This window comes from Halomonas organivorans (assembly GCF_014192055.1).
Taxonomy (GTDB): domain Bacteria; phylum Pseudomonadota; class Gammaproteobacteria; order Pseudomonadales; family Halomonadaceae; genus Halomonas; species Halomonas organivorans.
Genome location: NZ_JACHXM010000049.1, coordinates 1 through 17,307, shown reverse-complemented (window position 1 = coordinate 17,307; position 17,307 = coordinate 1). Strand labels below are relative to the sequence as shown.

General features: G+C 67.4%; 18 protein-coding genes and 1 pseudogene. 17 read left to right on the top strand and 2 right to left on the bottom strand.

All coding sequences use genetic code 11. From position 1 onward, the window contains the following. Positions 1-106: 106 nt before the first annotated feature. Positions 107-694 carry a Maf family protein gene (locus FHR96_RS21575; RefSeq protein ID WP_183389773.1) on the bottom strand — a complete coding sequence of 196 codons (588 nt, stop codon included), beginning with the start codon at positions 692-694 and terminating at the stop codon, positions 107-109. A 106-nt stretch (positions 695-800) separates the two neighbouring features. Here FHR96_RS21575 and FHR96_RS21570 point away from each other — a divergent pair, with 106 nt between their 5' ends. From FHR96_RS21570 to FHR96_RS21495, 16 genes are all read left to right on the top strand, one after another. Further along, positions 801-1,328: a YceD family protein gene (locus FHR96_RS21570; RefSeq protein WP_183389772.1), complete on the top strand. Its 528-nt coding sequence runs from the start codon at positions 801-803 to the stop codon at positions 1,326-1,328. A gap of 32 nt (positions 1,329-1,360) precedes the next feature. Further along, positions 1,361-1,531 carry a 50S ribosomal protein L32 gene (gene rpmF, locus FHR96_RS21565; RefSeq protein WP_183389771.1) on the top strand — a complete coding sequence of 57 codons (171 nt, stop codon included), beginning with the start codon at positions 1,361-1,363 and terminating at the stop codon, positions 1,529-1,531. 45 nt (positions 1,532-1,576) lie between these two features. Continuing rightward, entirely contained in the window at positions 1,577-2,704 is a 1,128-nt protein-coding gene (gene plsX, locus FHR96_RS21560) for a phosphate acyltransferase PlsX (RefSeq protein WP_183389770.1), read from the top strand. Positions 2,705-2,709: 5 nt separating this feature from the next. Then, on the top strand, positions 2,710-3,678 hold the full coding sequence (fabD, locus tag FHR96_RS21555; RefSeq protein ID WP_183389769.1) for an ACP S-malonyltransferase: 969 nt from the start codon (positions 2,710-2,712) through the stop codon (positions 3,676-3,678). Positions 3,679-3,708: 30 nt separating this feature from the next. Beyond that, a complete protein-coding gene (fabG, locus tag FHR96_RS21550; protein ID WP_183389768.1) occupies positions 3,709-4,452 on the top strand; it encodes a 3-oxoacyl-ACP reductase FabG in 744 nt (247 codons plus the stop codon). A 126-nt stretch (positions 4,453-4,578) separates the two neighbouring features. Continuing rightward, on the top strand, positions 4,579-4,812 hold the full coding sequence (gene acpP / locus FHR96_RS21545; RefSeq protein ID WP_008956801.1) for an acyl carrier protein: 234 nt from the start codon (positions 4,579-4,581) through the stop codon (positions 4,810-4,812). 190 nt (positions 4,813-5,002) lie between these two features. Next, entirely contained in the window at positions 5,003-6,241 is a 1,239-nt protein-coding gene (gene fabF, locus FHR96_RS21540; RefSeq protein WP_183389767.1) for a beta-ketoacyl-ACP synthase II, read from the top strand. A 50-nt stretch (positions 6,242-6,291) separates the two neighbouring features. Then, on the top strand, positions 6,292-7,086 hold the full coding sequence (pabC, locus tag FHR96_RS21535) for an aminodeoxychorismate lyase (protein WP_343066395.1): 795 nt from the start codon (positions 6,292-6,294) through the stop codon (positions 7,084-7,086). Between the two features lie 13 nt (positions 7,087-7,099). After that, complete coding sequence (gene mltG, locus FHR96_RS21530) at positions 7,100-8,104, top strand: endolytic transglycosylase MltG (protein WP_183389766.1); 1,005 nt, start codon at positions 7,100-7,102, stop codon at positions 8,102-8,104. 28 nt (positions 8,105-8,132) lie between these two features. Further along, positions 8,133-8,783, top strand: coding sequence for a dTMP kinase (gene tmk, locus FHR96_RS21525; RefSeq protein WP_183389774.1), 651 nt, complete (start codon positions 8,133-8,135; stop codon positions 8,781-8,783). Beyond that, entirely contained in the window at positions 8,780-9,769 is a 990-nt protein-coding gene (locus FHR96_RS21520) for a DNA polymerase III subunit delta' (RefSeq protein WP_183389765.1), read from the top strand. The genes tmk and FHR96_RS21520 overlap by 4 nt, the downstream gene beginning before the upstream one ends. Positions 9,770-9,783: 14 nt before the next feature. Then, entirely contained in the window at positions 9,784-10,119 is a 336-nt protein-coding gene (locus tag FHR96_RS21515) for a PilZ domain-containing protein (RefSeq protein WP_183389764.1), read from the top strand. 103 nt (positions 10,120-10,222) lie between these two features. Further along, complete coding sequence (locus FHR96_RS21510) at positions 10,223-11,053, top strand: TatD family hydrolase (protein ID WP_183389763.1); 831 nt, start codon at positions 10,223-10,225, stop codon at positions 11,051-11,053. A gap of 35 nt (positions 11,054-11,088) precedes the next feature. Then, positions 11,089-11,628 (top strand): DUF1285 domain-containing protein, encoded by a 540-nt coding sequence (locus tag FHR96_RS21505; RefSeq protein WP_183389762.1) that lies wholly within the window; start codon positions 11,089-11,091, stop codon positions 11,626-11,628. After that, positions 11,625-13,823, top strand: coding sequence for an ATP-dependent helicase (locus tag FHR96_RS21500; RefSeq protein WP_183389761.1), 2,199 nt, complete (start codon positions 11,625-11,627; stop codon positions 13,821-13,823). The genes FHR96_RS21505 and FHR96_RS21500 overlap by 4 nt, the downstream gene beginning before the upstream one ends. Next, positions 13,820-14,644, top strand: a complete 825-nt coding sequence (locus tag FHR96_RS21495; protein WP_183389760.1) for a sulfurtransferase — start codon at positions 13,820-13,822, stop codon at positions 14,642-14,644. The genes FHR96_RS21500 and FHR96_RS21495 overlap by 4 nt, the downstream gene beginning before the upstream one ends. 285 nt (positions 14,645-14,929) lie before the next feature. Here FHR96_RS21495 and FHR96_RS21490 read toward each other — a convergent pair whose 3' ends face one another. Continuing rightward, the gene (locus FHR96_RS21490) at positions 14,930-16,597 is read right to left on the bottom strand and encodes an electron transfer flavoprotein-ubiquinone oxidoreductase (RefSeq protein WP_183389759.1); all 1,668 of its coding nucleotides are present in this window, start codon (positions 16,595-16,597) and stop codon (positions 14,930-14,932) included. Between the two features lie 606 nt (positions 16,598-17,203). Between FHR96_RS21490 and FHR96_RS21485 the strand changes: the two are divergent. After that, a pseudogene (locus tag FHR96_RS21485) lies at positions 17,204-17,307 on the top strand (electron transfer flavoprotein subunit beta/FixA family protein); the annotation flags it as partial.

The following is a 17,307-nucleotide window of genomic DNA, read 5'->3' as shown; positions in this document are numbered from 1 at the left end:
TGTCTTCCAGCTTCCAGCTTCCAGCTTCCAGCTTCCAGCTTCCAGCTTCCAGCTTCCAGCTTCCAGCTTCCAGCTTCCAGCTTCCAGCTTCCAGCGAAGCTGGGGCTTACGGCTCGCCCAGCGGGTCCAGTCCGGCCTCGCGCAGCAGCTGGCACAGCCGGATCAGCGGCAGTCCGATCAGCGCGTTGGGGTCGTCACCCTCGAGGCGTTCGAAGAGGGTGATGCCAAGGCCTTCCATGCGGAAGCTGCCGGCGCTGTCCAGCGGGCGTTCCCTGGCCACGTAGCGGGCGATCTCGGCCTCGCTCAGCCGGCGGAACACCACGTCGTAGCGCTCGTGGCAGACGCGGTGGCCGGCGTTTCGGGTGTCGATCAGCGCCAGGCCGGTCAAGAAGCTGACCCTGTGGCCCGAGAAACGGGCGAGCTGGTGCCGGGCGGAGGCCTCGTCGGATGGCTTGCCCAGCGTTTCACCCTCGAACACTGCCACCTGGTCGGAGCCGATGATCAGGTGGTCCGGCCAGTCGGTGGCCAGTCTTTCGGCCTTGGCCAGCGATAGCCGGTGCACCAGCGCCTGGGGCGACTCGCCGGGATGGGGCGTCTCGTCGATATCCGGGCTCTCCCAGGCGTAGGGAATCTCCAGGCGATCGAGCAGCTGGCGGCGAAAGCGGGAGCTCGAGGCGAGCACCAGACGTGGCATGGCAAGGTCCTCCGGAAGGGTGAAGCGAGGCATGATGGCAGGCATTGTACCCTCGATGCGAGCGGGCTTTGACAGGGGGGGAGGGAGTGCCTATCATTGCGCGCCTATGTTGACCTCACGACTCCCTGGCAGGGTCGAGCCTTACAAGCTCGCCGCGCATGCCGAACATCTCGAAGGCCTGGTAGCGCTGGGCGACCTGCCGCGACTCGTTGAAGAGGCCGGCGAACAGCACGGCGATGCCCGGGTATGGCTGGACTTCGCCATCGATGCCCAGGGGCGTCGGGAAATCCGTGGCCGCCTGGAAGCCGAGCTGCAGCTGCTTTGCCGGCGCTGTCTCACGCCCATGCCGCAGGCGGTGGCAAGCGAATTCCTGCTGGGAATGGTCACCAGCGACGCCCTGGCGGCCGACCTGCCAAGTACCCATGAGCCGGTGCTGGTAGAAGACGAACAGCTGAACCTGCTGGCGGTGGTCGAGGATGAGCTCATCCTCAGCCTGCCCCAGGTGGTTTACCACGACGAGGCCGATTGTGCGGTCTCGCGCGACCAGCTGAGCAGTGGGGCGGGCTCCGAAATGCCGGATGCCCCCTCCGACAATCCCTTCGAGGTGCTCAAGCGCCTCAAGGGCAAAACCTGATATCTCATCGATTCACTCTGGAGTGATATCCCATGGCAGTTCAACAGAACCGCAAGACTCGTTCCAAGCGTGGCATGCGTCGCAGCCACGATGCCCTGACCGGTCAGGCGCTGTCCCAGGACAAGGAAACCGGCACCACTCACCTGCGTCATCACGTCTCTCCGGACGGCTTCTACAAGGGTCGCAAGGTCGTCGACGCCTGAGGCCGAACGTCCTTGAGGGTGCCGTGATGCCTGCTGGCCGCTGACATGCGGATTGCCGTAGATGCCATGGGAGGGGACCTCGGTCCTCGAGCTACCGTGGTTGGCGCGGCCAGCGCCGTCATGGCCGACCCCGGGCTCGAGATACGGCTGTTCGGTCCCGCCGCGCAGCTGGAAGACGAGCTTTCCCGGCTGCCGCGGCCTCTCGCCGCGGCGTCGTCGCATCTGGGCATCGTGAACGCCGACGGGGTGATTCGTCAGGATCAGCGCCCGGCCCAGGCGCTGCGTCACGGACATGACTCCAGCATGGCCGCCATGCTGGACTGCCTGGCGCGTGGCGAGGCCGACGCTGGCGTCTGTGCGGGCAACACCGGTGCACTGCTGGCGCTCTCCCGGCGCGCCCTGGGCACCGTGGCCGACGTGGCACGCCCGGCGATCAGTACTGCCATTCCCACCGCTCGAGAAGGTCGCTGCTATCTGCTCGACCTGGGGGCCAACGTCGACGTCGAGTCGTCTCGACTAGTGGACTTTGCCTTGATGGGCGAGGTGATGGCGCGTCACGTGGACGGTCTCGAACGGCCCCGGGTGGCCCTGCTCAACGTGGGCGTCGAGGGCACCAAGGGGCCGGCCAGCGTGCAGCAGGCCGATCGGATGCTGTGTCGCTTGCCGGGGATCAACTATGTCGGCTTCATCGAAGGCGACGGGATATTCGCCGGTGAGGCCGATGTGGTCGTCTGCGACGGCTTCGTCGGCAATGCCGTGCTCAAGGCCAGTGAGGGTCTGGCGCGGATGCTGGTGCGTCGCGTCCAGGCGACCTTCGAGGCGCACTGGACCAGTCGCCTGGTGGGCGTGCTGGCACGTCCAGCGTTGGCTCGTCTGCGTCGAGAGCTCGACCCGGTGCGCTACAATGGCGCGAGCCTGTTGGGCCTGGGTGGCATCGTCATCAAGAGCCATGGCAGCGCTGATGCCACGGGGTTTCACTTTGCCGTGGCTCGAGCGGTTCAGGAGGTGCACCACGGTCTGCCCGAGAGGTTGGCCGCCGAGCTGCATCTGCGACGGTCCGCTGTCGATCCGGTCGTCTCCGACGACGGCCGGGTCGACAGCGGATCCAGTGGTCGCGACGCCGCCGTCACGGATACGGGCGGGGCCGCGACCAGTCAACAAGAGCAAAGGTGATCGACATGACACAACCCCTTGCCCTCATCTTCCCCGGGCAGGGCTCCCAGCAGATCGGCATGCTGCGCGAGCTGGCCGAGCGCTACAGCGTGGTGCGCACGACCTTCGAGGAAGCCGCCGACGCGCTGGGGTACGATCTCTGGCAGGTGGTCCAGGAGGGGCCCGCCGAGGCGCTCAATGCGACCGCCTGCACTCAGCCGGCGCTGCTGGCGGCCAGCGTGGCCATCTGGCGCGTCTGGCAGGAGCTGGAGGGGCCTCGCCCCGCCGCCATGGCGGGTCATAGCCTCGGCGAGTACAGCGCCATGGTGTGTGCCGGCGCGCTGTCGTTTGCCGACGGCATTCGGCTGGTCAAGCTGCGCGGCGAGGCGATGCAGGACGCCGTGCCCATGGGGCAGGGCGCCATGGCCGCGATCCTCGGCCTGGACGATGAGGCGGTCGAGAAGGCCTGTGCCCAGGCTGCCGATGGCGAGGTGGTCGCCGCGGTGAACTACAATGCTCCCGGTCAGGTGGTCATCGCCGGCGGCAAGGCGGCCGTCGAGCGGGCCATTGCTGCCTGCCAGGAGGCCGGTGCCAAGCGCGCCATGCCGCTGCCGGTATCGGTGCCGTCGCACTGCGACCTGATGCGTCCGGCCGCCGAGCGTCTGGCTGCCGCGATGGACGAGATCGCGCTGCGGCCGCCGCGCTATACCGTGGTCCAGAACGTCGATGCCCAGGCGCATGCCGATGTCGAGACGCTGCGCACGCGCCTGATCGAACAGCTCTACCAGCCGGTACGCTGGACCGCCTGCATCGAGACCATGGTCGGCCAGGGAGCCGAGGTGTTCATCGAATGCGGTCCAGGCAAGGTGCTCACCGGCCTGAACAAACGAATCGCCCGGGGCAGTCGCGGGCTGGCGGTCAACGACCCCGACAGCCTCTCGGCGGCCCTCGAGCTGGCCCGCGAGGCGGTCGGCCAATCGCCGGCCAACGGTTGACCCACCTCCAGGACGAGAACGGAAGAGACCATGACAAGCGAGTCTAGAGTCGCCCTGATCACCGGGGCCAGTCGCGGCATCGGCCGCGCCATCGCCCACGAGCTCGGTCGTCAGGGCCGGATCGTGATCGGTACCGCCACCAGCGATGCCGGTGCCGAGCGCATCGACGCCGACCTCAAGGCCCAGGGCTTCGAGGGGGCGGGGCGCCGCCTCGACGTCACCGATCAGGCCAGCGTCGATGGCCTGGTCAAGGCGATCGGCGAGGAGTTCGGTGCGCCGACCATCCTGGTCAACAATGCCGGCATCACCCGCGACAATTTGCTCATGCGCATGAAAGAGGACGAGTGGGATGCGGTCATCGATGCCAACCTCAAGTCCGTTTATCGCGTCAGCAAGGCTTGCCTGCGCGGCATGACCAAGGCTCGCTTCGGGCGTATCGTGTCGGTCAGCTCGGTGGTTGCCACCATGGGCAACCTCGGTCAGACCAACTACGCTGCCGCCAAGGCCGGCATGGAAGGTTTTACCCGGGCCCTGGCCCGCGAGGTGGCGACCCGTGCCATCACCGTCAATGCCGTGGCCCCGGGCTTCATTGCGACCGACATGACCGAGGCTCTGCCCGAGGCGCAGAAGGAGGCCCTGCTCGGCCAGATTCCCCTGGCGAGGCTCGGCCAGCCCGAGGAAATCGCGGCCGCGGTAGGCTTTCTGACCGGCGAATCGGCGGGCTATATCACCGGCGAGACACTGCACGTCAACGGTGGCATGAACATGCGCTGAAGCCGCGGCATACGGCGGTTGCGTTGACCCTGAGCGGTCTATAAACTACCCCGCAGCTTATTGGCTTGCGGATCTGAAACGGCTGGTTAGCAGTCGGCTTAACGTGAACGACTGGAGTACGTCATAATGAGCACCATCGAAGAGCGCGTGAAGAAGGTTGTGGCCGAGCGCCTGAACGTCAAGGAAGAGGACATCCAGAACTCTTCTTCTTTCACCGAAGACCTCGGCGCGGATTCCCTGGATACCGTCGAGCTGGTGATGGCGCTCGAAGAGGAATTCGACACCGAGATTCCCGACGAGGAAGCCGAGAAGATCACCACCGTTCAGGAAGCCATCGACTACGTCAACGCCCACCAGTAAGGGTGTTGGTCACCGCTTGCTGAGGTGTGTCCAGGGCAGCGAGCCCTGGTGAGAGCCGTCCTGCCATGCAGGGCGGCTCTCGTGCTTTCTGGGGATGGCGCTGGGGCCACAGTGGACGCAGACTCGGGTATAATGCGCTCAAAGACGGCCCTTCGGGGCCGTGTCACCATCTGGATCTGGAGGAAAGCTGATGGCTCGTAGAAGGGTTGTGGTGACGGGGCTCGGCCTGGTCACGCCAGTAGGAAATACCGTGCAGGAAAGCTGGGGCAACATCCTGGCCGGCAAGAGCGGTATCGCCCCCATCGAGCACTTCGATGCCAGCGGCTTCAATACGCGGTTCGGCGGGTCGGTCAAGGACTTCGACATCAGCCCCTACCTGAACCCCAAGGACGCCCGCAAGATGGACCTGTTCATCCAGTACGGCGTGGCCGCGGGCGGCCAGGCGATCAGCGACGCGGGTATCGAATGTACCGATGACAACGCCCATCGCATCGGCGTGGCGATCGGTTCGGGCATCGGCGGGTTGCCGATGATCGAACACAACCACAACGCTTTGCAGAAGGGTGGGGCGCGGCGCATCTCACCGTTCTTCGTGCCGGGCTCGATCATCAACATGATCTCGGGCAACCTGGCCATCCAGCACGGCTTTCGTGGCCCCAACATCGCCATCACCACCGCCTGCACTACCGGTACCCACAACATCGGCTACAGTGCTCGCACCATCGCCTATGGCGATGCCGACGTGATGGTCTGCGGCGGTGCCGAAATGGCTACCACGCCGCTGGGACTGGGCGGTTTCTCCGCGGCCCGGGCGCTGTCGACGCGCAACGACGACCCGGCAGCAGCCAGCCGCCCCTGGGATCGTGATCGCGACGGCTTCGTGCTCTCCGACGGCGCCGGGGTGATGGTGCTCGAGGAGTACGAACACGCCAAGGCACGCGGCGCAACCATCTATGCCGAGCTCACCGGCTTCGGCATGAGCGACGATGCCCATCACATGACCGCGCCGCCGGAAGACGGCAGCGGCGCCGCGCTGTCGATGGCGAACGCCATCCACGATGCCGGCATCGATCCCGCCGCGGTGGACTACATCAACGCCCATGGCACTTCCACCCCGGCCGGTGACCTGGCCGAGAGTCGCGCCGTCCAGCGCGTGCTTGGCGAGGCCTCCAAGGACGTGGCGGTCAGTTCCACCAAGTCGATGATCGGCCACCTGCTGGGCGCGGCTGGCGCCGTCGAGGCGGTATTCTCGGTGCTGGCGATTCGCGACCAGGTGGCGCCGCCCACGATCAACCTCGACAACCCCCAGGAAGGCTGCGTGCTTGACTACGTGCCCCATACCGCCCGGGAGATGAAGATCGACGTCAGCCTGTCGAACTCCTTCGGCTTCGGCGGCACCAACGGCACCCTGGTCTTCTCCAAGGTGTGAGCGGCTCGGCAGGCGAGGGTGATGCCGGCCGGCTGAGTCCGGGGGAAGGCGTGCCCTTCGACGATCGCGGCCTGGCCTATGGCGATGGCCTGTTCGAGACCGTGCTGGTGCGAGATGGCGAGCCGCTGCTGTGGGACGAGCATATGGCACGGCTGGCCCGCGGGGCGGCCGTTCTGGGCATCCCGATGCCGACAAGGGCGACGCTGGAGGCCTTGCCGGCCCGGGCCGGCAAGGGCCTGGCGGTGCTCAAGCTGATGCTGACTCGCGGCAGTGGCGGTCGAGGCTACCTGGCACCCGAGGCCCCCGAGCCGCGGTTACGCTGGCAGGCCGCTCCCTTTGCACCGAACGAGGCGCGCTGGAGGCAAGGCGTGGCGGTGCGGCACTGCCGGTTGAGGCTGGGCATCCAGCCGGTGCTGGCTGGTCTCAAGCACCTCAACCGCCTGGAGAACGTCCTTGCCCGGGCCGAGTGGTCCGATCCCGAGATCGCCGAAGGCCTGCTCTGCGACGTCGAGGGTCGGCTGGTCGAGGCCACGTGCATGAATCTCTTCTGGTGGCGAGGTGGTGCCTGGCACACGCCGAGCCTCGAACGCTGTGGCGTGGCAGGCACCCTGCGCGAGGCACTGCTCGCCCGCCTGGACATTCGCGTGGTGGCTGCCGAGCCCGGCGCCCTGGCCGACGCCGAGGCCGTGTGTCTGGCCAATTCCGTGCAGGGCCTGTGGCCGGTGGTTCGGCTCGACGACGCGGAGGGACGTTGCCTGTCGCGCTGGGCGGTGAACGACCGCCATCGAGCACTGCAGGCCGAGGCTCACGCGCTGCTCGGCCATCCCCGCCATCCCCACGATTGAACGAGGACTTCCCATGAGGCGAGGGCTCAAACTGTTGCCGCTGCTGGTCATCCTGGCGGCGCTGGCCCTGGGCGCCGGTTACCGCTATTGGCAGACCCGGCTCGAGGCGCCGTTGGTGCTGGAAGCGCCGACGCTTTACGAAGTGCCGGCCGGCGCCGGCTTCCACCGGGTGATCAATGAGCTCGGCGAGCGCGGTATCCTGGCCGACGGCTGGGCCTTTCGCCTGATGACTCGGCTCGAGCCCGAGGCCGTGCCCGATCTGCGTCCTGGCGAATATCGGCTGACGCCCGGCATGAGCGGTCGCGAGCTGCTCGGCATGCTGGACCGTCACGAGGTGGTCACCTATCCGCTGACCGTCCCCGAGGGCTGGACCTTCGCCCAGATGCGCCAGGCGCTGAATGCCGCCCCCAAACTCGAGCATCGCACCGCGGCGTGGTCCGACGCCGAAATCATGGCGCGCCTCGATCGCCAGGGAGAGCATCCCGAGGGACGCTTCTTCCCCGATACCTATCGCTATCGCAAGGGCATCAGCGACCTGGAGATCTTGCGCCAGTCCATGCAGCGCATGGACGAACTGCTCGCCGAGGCCTGGGCCGAGCGCGACGACGCCCTTCCGCTGGAGACGCCCTATCAGGCGCTGATCCTGGCGTCGCTGGTGGAGCGGGAGACCGGCGCGCCGGAAGAGCGCGGGCGTATCGCCGGTGTCTTCGTGCGGCGGCTGGAGCGCGGCATGCGCCTGCAGACGGACCCCACCGTGATCTACGGCATGGGCGACGACTATGACGGCAACATCACTCGCGCCGATCTGCGTGAAGCGACGCCCTACAACACCTACGTGATCGATGGCCTGCCGCCCACGCCCATTGCCCTGCCGGGGCAGGCGGCGCTCGAGGCGGCGGTGCATCCCGATGAGGGCGAGACGCTCTACTTCGTGGCCCGGGGCGATGGCACCCATCATTTCTCGCGTTCGCTGCGCGAGCATAACAACGCCGTCAACCGTTACATTCGCAATCGTTGAATCATTCACCAACCATCGAGACGCCATGATGCCGAGGCGCGGACGCTTTATCACCCTGGAAGGCGGTGAAGGAGTGGGAAAATCCACCAATCTGGCGTGGGTCGCCGATCACTTGCGGGCCCGCGGGCTCGAGGTGGTGTGTACTCGGGAGCCGGGTGGCACGCCGCGGGCCGAGGCGATCCGCGGGCTGCTGCTCGACCCCGCCGGCGACGAGCCGCTGGACGACGATGCCGAATTGCTGCTGGTGTTCGCCGCCCGCGCTCAGCACCTGGCCCGGGTGGTGCGTCCGGCGCTCGAGCGCGGCGCCTGGGTGGTCTGCGATCGATTCACCGACGCCACTTTCGCCTACCAGGGCGGCGGTCGCGGTATTCCGGCCGCGCGCATTGCCGAGCTGGAGGCGTTCGTCCAGCGAGGTCTGCAGCCCGACCTGACGCTGCTGCTCGACATGCCGATGGAAGCGGCTCAGCGCCGGCTGGAAGGGCGCCTCGAACGCCAGGGTGGCCAGCGCGACCGCTTCGAGCGCGAGCGAATCGAGTTCTTCGAGGCGGTGCGGCGCGCCTACCTGGCGCGGGCTGCCGGGGCACCCGAGCGTATCGCCGTGGTCGACGCCGACCGTCCCCTTGAGGCGGTGCAGGCCGAGCTGGGGCAGCGGCTGGATGCCCATCTGGAGGTGTCATGAGCGATCCCGTTCGGCCGCTGCCTTGGCTCGAGCCGCGCTGGCAAGAGCTGGTCGCGCTCGCCGACGCCGGGCGCCTGCCCCACGCACTGCTGTTCTCTGGCCCGCATGGTATCGGTAAGCCGTCGCTGGCCGAGGCGTTGATCGCCCGTACCCTGTGCCAGGCCCCAGGCGAGGTTGCCTGTGGACACTGTCATGCCTGTCGGATGCTGGCCGCCGGCTACCATCCGGACCTGATGCGGGTGTCCCCCGACGAGGGCAAGCGACAGATCCGTATCGATGCCATCCGCGAGATCAATGGCTTCGTTTCCCAGACCGCCCAGCAGGGCGGGTATCGTGTCATCGTCATCAGCCCCGCCGAGGCCATGAACGTTGCCGCCTCCAATGCCCTGCTCAAGAGCCTGGAAGAACCCGGCGGCCGGACGTTGTTCCTGCTGCTCTCCGATATTCCCTCGCACCTGCTGCCGACCATTCGCTCACGCTGCCAGCACTGGAGCCTGGCGGTGCCAGGCGAGGCCGAGTGCCTGGATTGGCTGACCGAGCGGCTCGGCGGTCGCGAGGAGGCGCGTTTCTGGTGGCAGGCCGCCGGTGGACTGCCGCTGCGAGCCCTCGAACTCGCCGAGCCCGATTCCCGTGCGCTTCGCCAGCAGCTACACGAGACCTTTGACGCCCTGGTGCGCGGTGCCGAGCCGGTGGCCGAGGCCGCGCGGCTGGACCGCCAGGCCCTCGATGCCATCCTGTGGTACGGTATCGCCTGGCTCGAGGACCTGATTCGCCTGGGGCTGTCGGGCGAATCCGAGGCGCTGCGCAATCCCGACCTGTTGCCGCTGTATCGCCAGGCGGTGAAGAATGGTCGCGTGCGCGACTGGTTCCGCCTGTTGGACTATGCTCGCGAACAACGGCGCCTGCTGAGCGCAGGGGGCAATCCCAATCCGCAGCTGGCACTGGAGGCCTGGCTGGTTCGCTGGTCCGCTTTGCTGCGTTCTTGACGGAGGAGATCCGTGTGACCGCACAGAAAGCTCTCTCCCTGACCATTCGGGACATTCCCACACTGCTGTCGGCCTATATGCCGGCGCTGGAGCGGGGCGGTATCTTCGTGCCCACCCAGGAGCGCTACGAGCTCGGTCAGGAGGTCTTCGTGCTGTTGACCCTGCCCGACGAGAGCGAGCGACATCCGGTGACCGGCCAGGTGGTCTGGATCTCGCCCGAGGGCGTTTCCGGTCGTCGGGTCCCGGGCATCGGTATTCACTTCGGTGTCGGGGACCATGGCGTGCGTGACCATATCGAGAACCTGCTGGCGGGCCAGTTGGACAAGGGCGCGCCGAGCTACACGCTCTGAAGAGGGAAGAGGGAAGAGGGAAGAGAAGATAGGCTGTTGTTTTTTCTTCCCTCTTATTTCTTCCTTCTGAATTACGTCTAGTCATCTACTGCCGAAGATTTTCATGTTCATTGACTCCCACTGCCATCTCGATCGCCTCGATCCCCGTACCCATGACGGTGACGTCGCCGCCGCCCTCGAGGCCGCCCGTGCCCGCGACGTGCGCCAGTTCCTCGCCATCGCCGTCACCCTGGAGGAGGTGCCGGGCATCGCCGCCATCGCTCGCGAGCACGACGATGTGGTGATCTCCGCCGGCGTGCATCCCCTGCACGAAGTGCCCGAGGAGCCGAGCGTCTCGGCCATCAAGGAGTGCGCCGAGCGCTTCGGTGCGGTGGCGATCGGCGAGACCGGCCTCGACTATCATTACGACGGTGTCTCTCGCGAGGTTCAGCACGAGCGCTTCCGTCGCCACCTGATCGCGGCGACCGAGCTCGAACTGCCGGTGATCATCCATACGCGTGAGGCTCGGGAAGACACCCTGGCGCTGATCCGCGAGTACGTCGATCCGTCCATCGGTGGCGTACTGCACTGCTTCACCGAGGACCTGGACATGGCCCGGGAAGCGGTGGCACACGGCTTTCACATCTCGCTGTCGGGCATCGTCACCTTCCGCAATGCGACCTCGATTCGAGAGCTGGCCCGGCGGTTGCCGCTGGATCGCATGCTGATCGAGACCGACAGTCCCTACCTGGCCCCGGTCCCGCACCGGGGCAAGCCCAACGAGCCGGCCTGGGTAGTGGAAGTCGCCGAGTGCATCGCCGCCGAGCGCGGCATCAGCGTCGAGGAAGTGGCCATGCAGACGACCGCCAACTTCTACCGCCTGTTCCGTGCGGCGGCCCCCGAGGCGACCCCGGAGGTCCGCGAGGCGCTGGCACGCTCGGGTCTGGTGGTCTAGGTCACGACTCGGACCACGATGGGGGAGGAGGCGCCATGAATCTGGAGACCTTGCTGGCCGGTGTCGAACCGCAGGGCGAGATCCCGCCGGTGGACCGCTGGCATCCCGAGCGCCGGGGCGAGATGGATCTGACCATTGCCGCCGACGGTCGCTGGATCCACGAGGGTGGAGTGATCCGCCGACCGCGGCTGGTAAGGCTGCTGTCGACCATCCTGCGCCGCGAGGACGACGGCGAGCACTATCTGGTGACGCCTGCCGAGAAACAGCATATCAGGGTCGAGGACCGTGCCTTCATGATCGTCGATGCCGATCAGGATGCCGCCGGGGACTGGTGGTTGACCACCAACGTCGGCGACCGCGTCCGGCTCGATGAGCCCCATCGGTTGACGGTCAGCGCCACGCCGCTGGGCGAGGACGTGCCTGAAGTGCCGGTGCGTTTCGGGCTCGCCGCGCGACTCTCGCGCAACGTCTTCTATCGGCTGGTCGAGTCCGCCGAGCAGCGCGGCGCCGAGCTGGGGCTGGAGAGCGGCGGCGTCTGGCAGTCGCTGGGTCGCTGGGACGACGCGACGTCATGAGGTTGACGCCGGAACAGCATGCCGTGGTCGGGCATCTCTCGGGCCATGCCCGGGTCGCCGCGGTGGCCGGGGCGGGCAAGACCACGACCATGGTGGCGCGAGTGCTGCACCTGCTGGAACGGGGTGTGGCGCCCGGTCGCATCCTGGTGCTGATGTTCAACCGCTCGGCCCGCGAGGACTTCCAGTCCCGGCTCGCCGCCACGGCGCCTGCCGGGCAGGCGCTGCCCGACGTGCGCACCTTTCACTCGCTTGGCCATCGCCTCAGCCAGAGCCTCAACCGCTGGGGCGTGCTGGCTCCCCGCCGGCTGTTGACCGCGGACTGGCAGCTGGAGCGCCTGCTGCGTCAGGCCACCCAGCAGGCGCTGGAGGCGATCCCCGAGGCCGGCGAACGGGCGCTCGAGGCCGAGAAGCTCGAGGCCCTGGCGCATTTCTGTGGCCTGGTGAAGGCCGAGATGGCCGAGCCGGCCGAGCTCTATGCGCGGCTCGACTTCGGCGAGGACACCGAGCACTTCGCCGTCGCCTTCGAGCACGCCGAGACGCTGCTTGCCGACCAGGGGCTGATGACCTATGCCGATCTGCTGTATCGGCCGCTCAAGGCCCTGGAGGGGGATCCGGCCCTGCGCGCTCGGGTTCAGGGATTCCTGGACCACGTGATCATCGACGAGTATCAGGACATCAACCCCGCCCAGCAGCGCCTGCTGGCAGTACTGGCCGGCCGCGAGGCGGCAGTGATGGCGGTGGGCGATGCCAACCAGTGCATCTACGAGTGGCGTGGCGCCCATCCCGACACCATGCTCGAGGACTTCACCGCCACCTTCGGGGCGGCGAAGGACTATCCGCTGTCCACGACCTTTCGCCACGGCCATGCCCTGGCGCTGGCCGCCAACCACGCCATCGACGCCAATCGCCGTCGCCCGGACCAGCTGTGCCTGGCGGCTGCGGACAATCCCGATACCCGGCTGGCGGTGGGGCAGGGCGGCCAGGCGCTGCTCGACGAGCTCGTCGCCTGGCAGCGTGGTGGCCGTCGTCTCGATGAAGCTTGCCTGATGGTGCGTAGCTGGGCGTTGTCGGTGCCCATGCAGCTGGCGCTGCTGCGACAGGGCATTCCCTTCCGGCTGTCGCGGGAGGATCGCTTCGTGTTTCGCCTGCCGTTGGTAGAGGCCCTGGCCGGCTACCTGATGCTGGCCCTGGACGCGAGCCTGCTGCGCGATCCCGGTCACCTGCTGGTCCTGCTCTCCCAGCCCACGCCCTTCGTGCCCCGCGAGCGGCTGGCGTCGCTCGCCGCCCGGCTGGCCGAGAGCCAGCGCTGGCCGGAGCGCCACGACCCGCTGATCGCCGCCCTCAAGCCCCACCAGCGGCGTACCCTCAAGCGTCGCTGGGCGCTGCTGTGCGAACTGCCACGGCGCGGCGGCTGGTCGCCGGCGCGGTTGCTCGAGTACGTCAGTGAGGAAGTCGAGGCCGAGAAGGTGCTCAAGCGTGCCGCCGCGCGGCGCGACAAGGGCGAGGAGGACGTGCGGCTTCTCGACGTGCTGGTGGAGCAGGCTCGCGAAGCCCCGGGACTGGCAGCCTTTATCGAGCTGCTGCGGCGTCCGGTGGAGAATCGCGACGACGGCGTGCTGATCACCACCGTGCACGGTGCCAAGGGGCTGGAGTGGCCGCTGGTGGTGCTGGGCGGCGTCAACGAGGAAGACTTCCCCCACTATACCCGCGACAACCCCTTGACCCCGCCGCGCCTCGAGGAGGAGCGGCGACTGTTCTACGTGGCGATCACCCGGGCCCGCGAGCGCCTGGTGATGCTCCACGACGGTGGCGATCACCGCCCCAGCCGTTTCCTCGCCGAGACCGCCTGGCAGGATGGCGTAAAGGTGGCCGAACGGCTGGTTGCCGGCGCCTCCGACGCATCGGTAGCGCCACTGCGCGTCGCTCGCCCTGCCCTGGTGCAGCGCTATCTCGAACGGCTGGGGCGACCGCTCTCCATCGAGGCCGCCGAGCCGACGGCCGAGGTCGCCGAGTCCTCGGTCGACTATCGCGTTGGCCGTCGCCTGAGCCATGCCGTCTTCGGCGAGGGCGAGATCAGCGTGGTGGAGGGCGACCCGGACAACCCGGTGATCGAAGTGCGTTTCCATCAGGCCGGTCGTCGACGGCTGATCGCCCGACGGGCGCCGATCGAATTTCTGGAGGGAGAAGGCGCATGAGTGACGTACTGATCGAGGCCACCGAGCTGGCCCGCGCGCTGTCCGACACCCGGGCGCCCCTGATGCTGGACTGCCGGGCGCGGCTCGGCGATCCCGGGGCCGGCGAGCGCCTGTGGCGCGAGGGTCATTTGCCGGGCAGTCATCACCTGGATCTGGACCGCGACCTGGCGGCGCCGGCCGGGGAGAGTGGCCGTCACCCGCTGCCGGCCGAGGCGGACTTCACGGCGGTGGTCCGTCGTCTGGGCATCGCCCCCGAGCGGCCGGTAGTGGTCTACGACGACCTGGGCGGCCAACTGGCCGCGGCGCGTGCCTGGTGGATGCTGGCCTGCTGGGCCGGCCACCCGGACGTGCGCGTGCTCGATGGTGGCCTCGCCGCCTGGCAGAACGCCGGCGGCGAGCTGCCGCTGGGACGCGAGCCGGCGCCCGCGCCGAGCGATTGGACGCCGGACTATCGCGACGACGTGCTGGTCGGCGCCGACGAGGTGTTCTCCGGCAGGTCGCTGAAGGTGGATGCCCGTGCCAGGGAACGCTTTCGCGGCGAGGCCGAGCCAGTGGATCCGGTGGCCGGCCATATCCCCGGTGCGGTGTGTCGACCGAGCGGTGGCAATCTCGACCCGCACGGGCGCTTTCTGGCGCCCGAAGCGCTTGACGCCGAGCTGCCGCGCGGCGAGGACGTGATCGCCTACTGCGGTTCCGGCGTCACCGCCTGCCACGACATCCTCGCCTACGCGATCGCCGGCCGACCGCTGCCGCGGCTCTATGCCGGCTCCTGGAGCGAATGGATCCGCGACCCCGACCGACCCATCGCCACCGGTGACTGAGCCCGGACGTCGCCCGGGAGCCGCCAGCTGTAAGCCGTAAGCTTGAAGAGCGGCGCTGCGCGCCTGGAAGCTTGAAGCTGGAAGACAAAACGCCCCGCAGGCCTCAGCCTGCGGGGCGTTTCTATTTATGCTGGCTTCGAGCTTCGAGCTTCGAGCTTCGAGCTTCGAGCTTCGAGCTTCGAGCTTCGAGCTAAGCTTGCTGCCGTAGCCCGTAGCCCGTAGCCCGTAGCCCGTAGCCCGTAGCCCGTAGCCCGTAGCCCGTAGCCCGTAGCCCGTAGCCCGAGCCTACATATTGGGGTAGTTCGGTCCCCCACCCCCTTCCGGTGCCACCCAGGTGATGTTCTGCGCCGGGTCCTTGATGTCGCAGGTCTTGCAGTGGATGCAGTTCTGGAAGTTGATCTGGAACTTCGGCTTGCCGGCGTCGTCCTCGACCACTTCGTAGACCCCCACCGGGCAGTAGCGCTGGGCCGGCTCGGCATACTCGGGCAGGTTATCGCGGATCGGCAGTTCTGGATCGGCCAGCCGCAGGTGGCAGGGCTGGTCTTCCTCGTGGTTGGTGTTGGAGAGGAACACCGAGGAGGGCTTGTCGAAGGACAGTACGCCGTCCGGCTTGGGATAGTCGATCTTCTCGCAGTCGGCCGCCTTCTTGAGGGTGGCGTGATCCGGCACGGTGTCGTGCAGCGTCGGCAGCTTGCCGCCGATGAGCTGGTCGAGGAAGTTGTAGGCGCCGCCGCCCACGGTGCCGTACTTGTGGATCGCCGGACCGAAGCTGCGGGTCTCGTCGAGCTCGCGGTAGGCCCAGCTGGCCTGCCATTTGTCCTCGAAGGCGCTCAGCTCCTGGCCGCCTTCGTCGCCGGCCGCGATGGCCTCGAAGACGCTTTCGGCGGCTACCATGCCCGACTTCATGGCGGTGTGCAGGCCCTTGATCTTGGCGAAATTGAGGGTGCCGGCGTCGCAGCCGATCAGCAGGCCGCCGGGGAAGGTCATCCTGGGCAGGCAATTGAGGCCGCCCTTGGCGATGGCACGGGCGCCGTAGGCCACACGCGAGCCGCCCTTGAGATGCTTGGCGAGCACCGGATGGTGCTTCATGCGCTGGAACTCGTCGAAGGGCGACAGCCAGGGGTTCTGGTAGGAGAGGTCGAGGATCAGGCCGACCACCACCTGAGAGTTCTCGGCGTGGTAGAGGAACCAGCCGCCCTGGGTCGACTTGTCCAGCGGCCAGCCGGAGCCGTGCAGCACCAGGCCGGGCTCGTGCTGCTCGGCGGGCACGTCCCACAGCTCCTTGAGGCCGATGCCGTAGTGCTGTGGGTCCTTGCCCTCGTCGAGGCGGAAACGCTCGATCAGCCGCTTGCCCAGATGGCCGCGGGCGCCCTCGGCGAACAGGGTGTACCTGGCGCGCAGTTCCATGCCCGGCATGTGGCCGTCCTTGGGCTGGCCGTCCGCGCCCACGCCCATGTCACCGACGATGATGCCCTTGACCACGTCATCCTCGACAATCGTTTCCTGGGCGGCGAAGCCGGGGAACACCTCGACGCCGAGCGCCTCGGCCTGCTCGGCCAGCCAGCGGCACAGGTTGCCGGCGCTGATCACGTAGCGGGTGAGGTCGCCGCCGGTATTATGCATGGTCTTGGGCACCAGGGCGTTGGGCAGCTTCTGGGCCCTTTCGGCATCCTTGAGCAGGTAGACTTCGTCGCGCACGGCCGGGGTGGTCAGCGGCGCGCCGCGCTCCTCCCAGTCGGGGAACAGTTCCTGCAGGGCACGGGGCTCGAAGACGGCGCCGGAGAGCGTATGGGCGCCCACCTCGGAGCCCTTCTCGACGACGCACACGGTCAGTTCCTGCTCGGCCTCGCCCGCCTGCTGCATCAGACGGCAGGCGGCGGCCAACCCGGAAGGCCCGGCGCCGACGATGACCACGTCGAATTCCATGGCGTCGCGTTCGATCTGTTCTGTCATTGGATTTTTCTCCTTCCTTGCCGGTCACGCCCGGGGCCTGGATCCTGTACGAAAACCGTCTGCGCTCGTCCCTGCGGAGTTTGACATCGGCTCGTGCGCGAGCCCGGTCCGTCTTTTGACTCGTGACATCCTGTCACTTGCTATGCGAGCGGCGGGACTGCCCAAAGCGACAATCCCTGGCGATCCCTTGCCGATGCTTGCCTTGCGGCCCACACGGATGCGGGGAGTGCGCCGGTTCGTCGGGAACGGGCCTGGCCATCGTTCGCCGACTTTTTCGTACAAAACCTGGGTACCACTCACGACGGCAGGTTTTAAAACGGTCGTTTGCTTCTAGGTGTGTCCCATGATAGGCATAATAGCCGCAAAGGGGCACCCCTTACGATGGCAGGGGCTCGAGAAGCCGGAATCTCGGCATAATCGGGGATTGTTGCCACAGCCCGGGCTGTGGCACATTTAGGGGGTTTTTCGGTATGGCGCCTATCAAACGCTTGCATGAAACGCATAAGAGCATGCCGGACGGTTCTATGCGGCCCGGTGTCGCGTTCCGTCAGCGTGTCGCCGACCTCCGTCACCCAAGGTTCCGATACTGAACCAAGCGAGGGCATTATGAAGGTACTCGTCGCGGTCAAACGCGTCATCGACTACAACGTCAAGATCCGGGTCAAGCCGGATCACTCCGACGTCGACCTGACCAACGTCAAGATGGCCAT

Excerpts from the sequence above, each read along its gene's own strand:
- FHR96_RS21575 (WP_183389773.1), bottom strand. The coding sequence starts at position 694 with ATGCCACGTCTGGTGCTCGCCTCGAGCTCCCGCTTTCGCCGCCAGCTG.
- FHR96_RS21570 (WP_183389772.1), top strand. The coding sequence starts at position 801 with ATGTTGACCTCACGACTCCCTGGCAGGGTCGAGCCTTACAAGCTCGCC.
- rpmF (WP_183389771.1), top strand. The coding sequence starts at position 1,361 with ATGGCAGTTCAACAGAACCGCAAGACTCGTTCCAAGCGTGGCATGCGT.
- plsX (WP_183389770.1), top strand. The coding sequence starts at position 1,577 with ATGCGGATTGCCGTAGATGCCATGGGAGGGGACCTCGGTCCTCGAGCT.
- fabD (WP_183389769.1), top strand. The coding sequence starts at position 2,710 with ATGACACAACCCCTTGCCCTCATCTTCCCCGGGCAGGGCTCCCAGCAG.
- fabG (WP_183389768.1), top strand. The coding sequence starts at position 3,709 with ATGACAAGCGAGTCTAGAGTCGCCCTGATCACCGGGGCCAGTCGCGGC.
- acpP (WP_008956801.1), top strand. The coding sequence starts at position 4,579 with ATGAGCACCATCGAAGAGCGCGTGAAGAAGGTTGTGGCCGAGCGCCTG.
- fabF (WP_183389767.1), top strand. The coding sequence starts at position 5,003 with ATGGCTCGTAGAAGGGTTGTGGTGACGGGGCTCGGCCTGGTCACGCCA.
- mltG (WP_183389766.1), top strand. The coding sequence starts at position 7,100 with ATGAGGCGAGGGCTCAAACTGTTGCCGCTGCTGGTCATCCTGGCGGCG.
- tmk (WP_183389774.1), top strand. The coding sequence starts at position 8,133 with ATGCCGAGGCGCGGACGCTTTATCACCCTGGAAGGCGGTGAAGGAGTG.
- FHR96_RS21520 (WP_183389765.1), top strand. The coding sequence starts at position 8,780 with ATGAGCGATCCCGTTCGGCCGCTGCCTTGGCTCGAGCCGCGCTGGCAA.
- FHR96_RS21510 (WP_183389763.1), top strand. The coding sequence starts at position 10,223 with ATGTTCATTGACTCCCACTGCCATCTCGATCGCCTCGATCCCCGTACC.
- FHR96_RS21505 (WP_183389762.1), top strand. The coding sequence starts at position 11,089 with ATGAATCTGGAGACCTTGCTGGCCGGTGTCGAACCGCAGGGCGAGATC.
- FHR96_RS21500 (WP_183389761.1), top strand. The coding sequence starts at position 11,625 with ATGAGGTTGACGCCGGAACAGCATGCCGTGGTCGGGCATCTCTCGGGC.
- FHR96_RS21495 (WP_183389760.1), top strand. The coding sequence starts at position 13,820 with ATGAGTGACGTACTGATCGAGGCCACCGAGCTGGCCCGCGCGCTGTCC.
- FHR96_RS21490 (WP_183389759.1), bottom strand. The coding sequence starts at position 16,597 with ATGACAGAACAGATCGAACGCGACGCCATGGAATTCGACGTGGTCATC.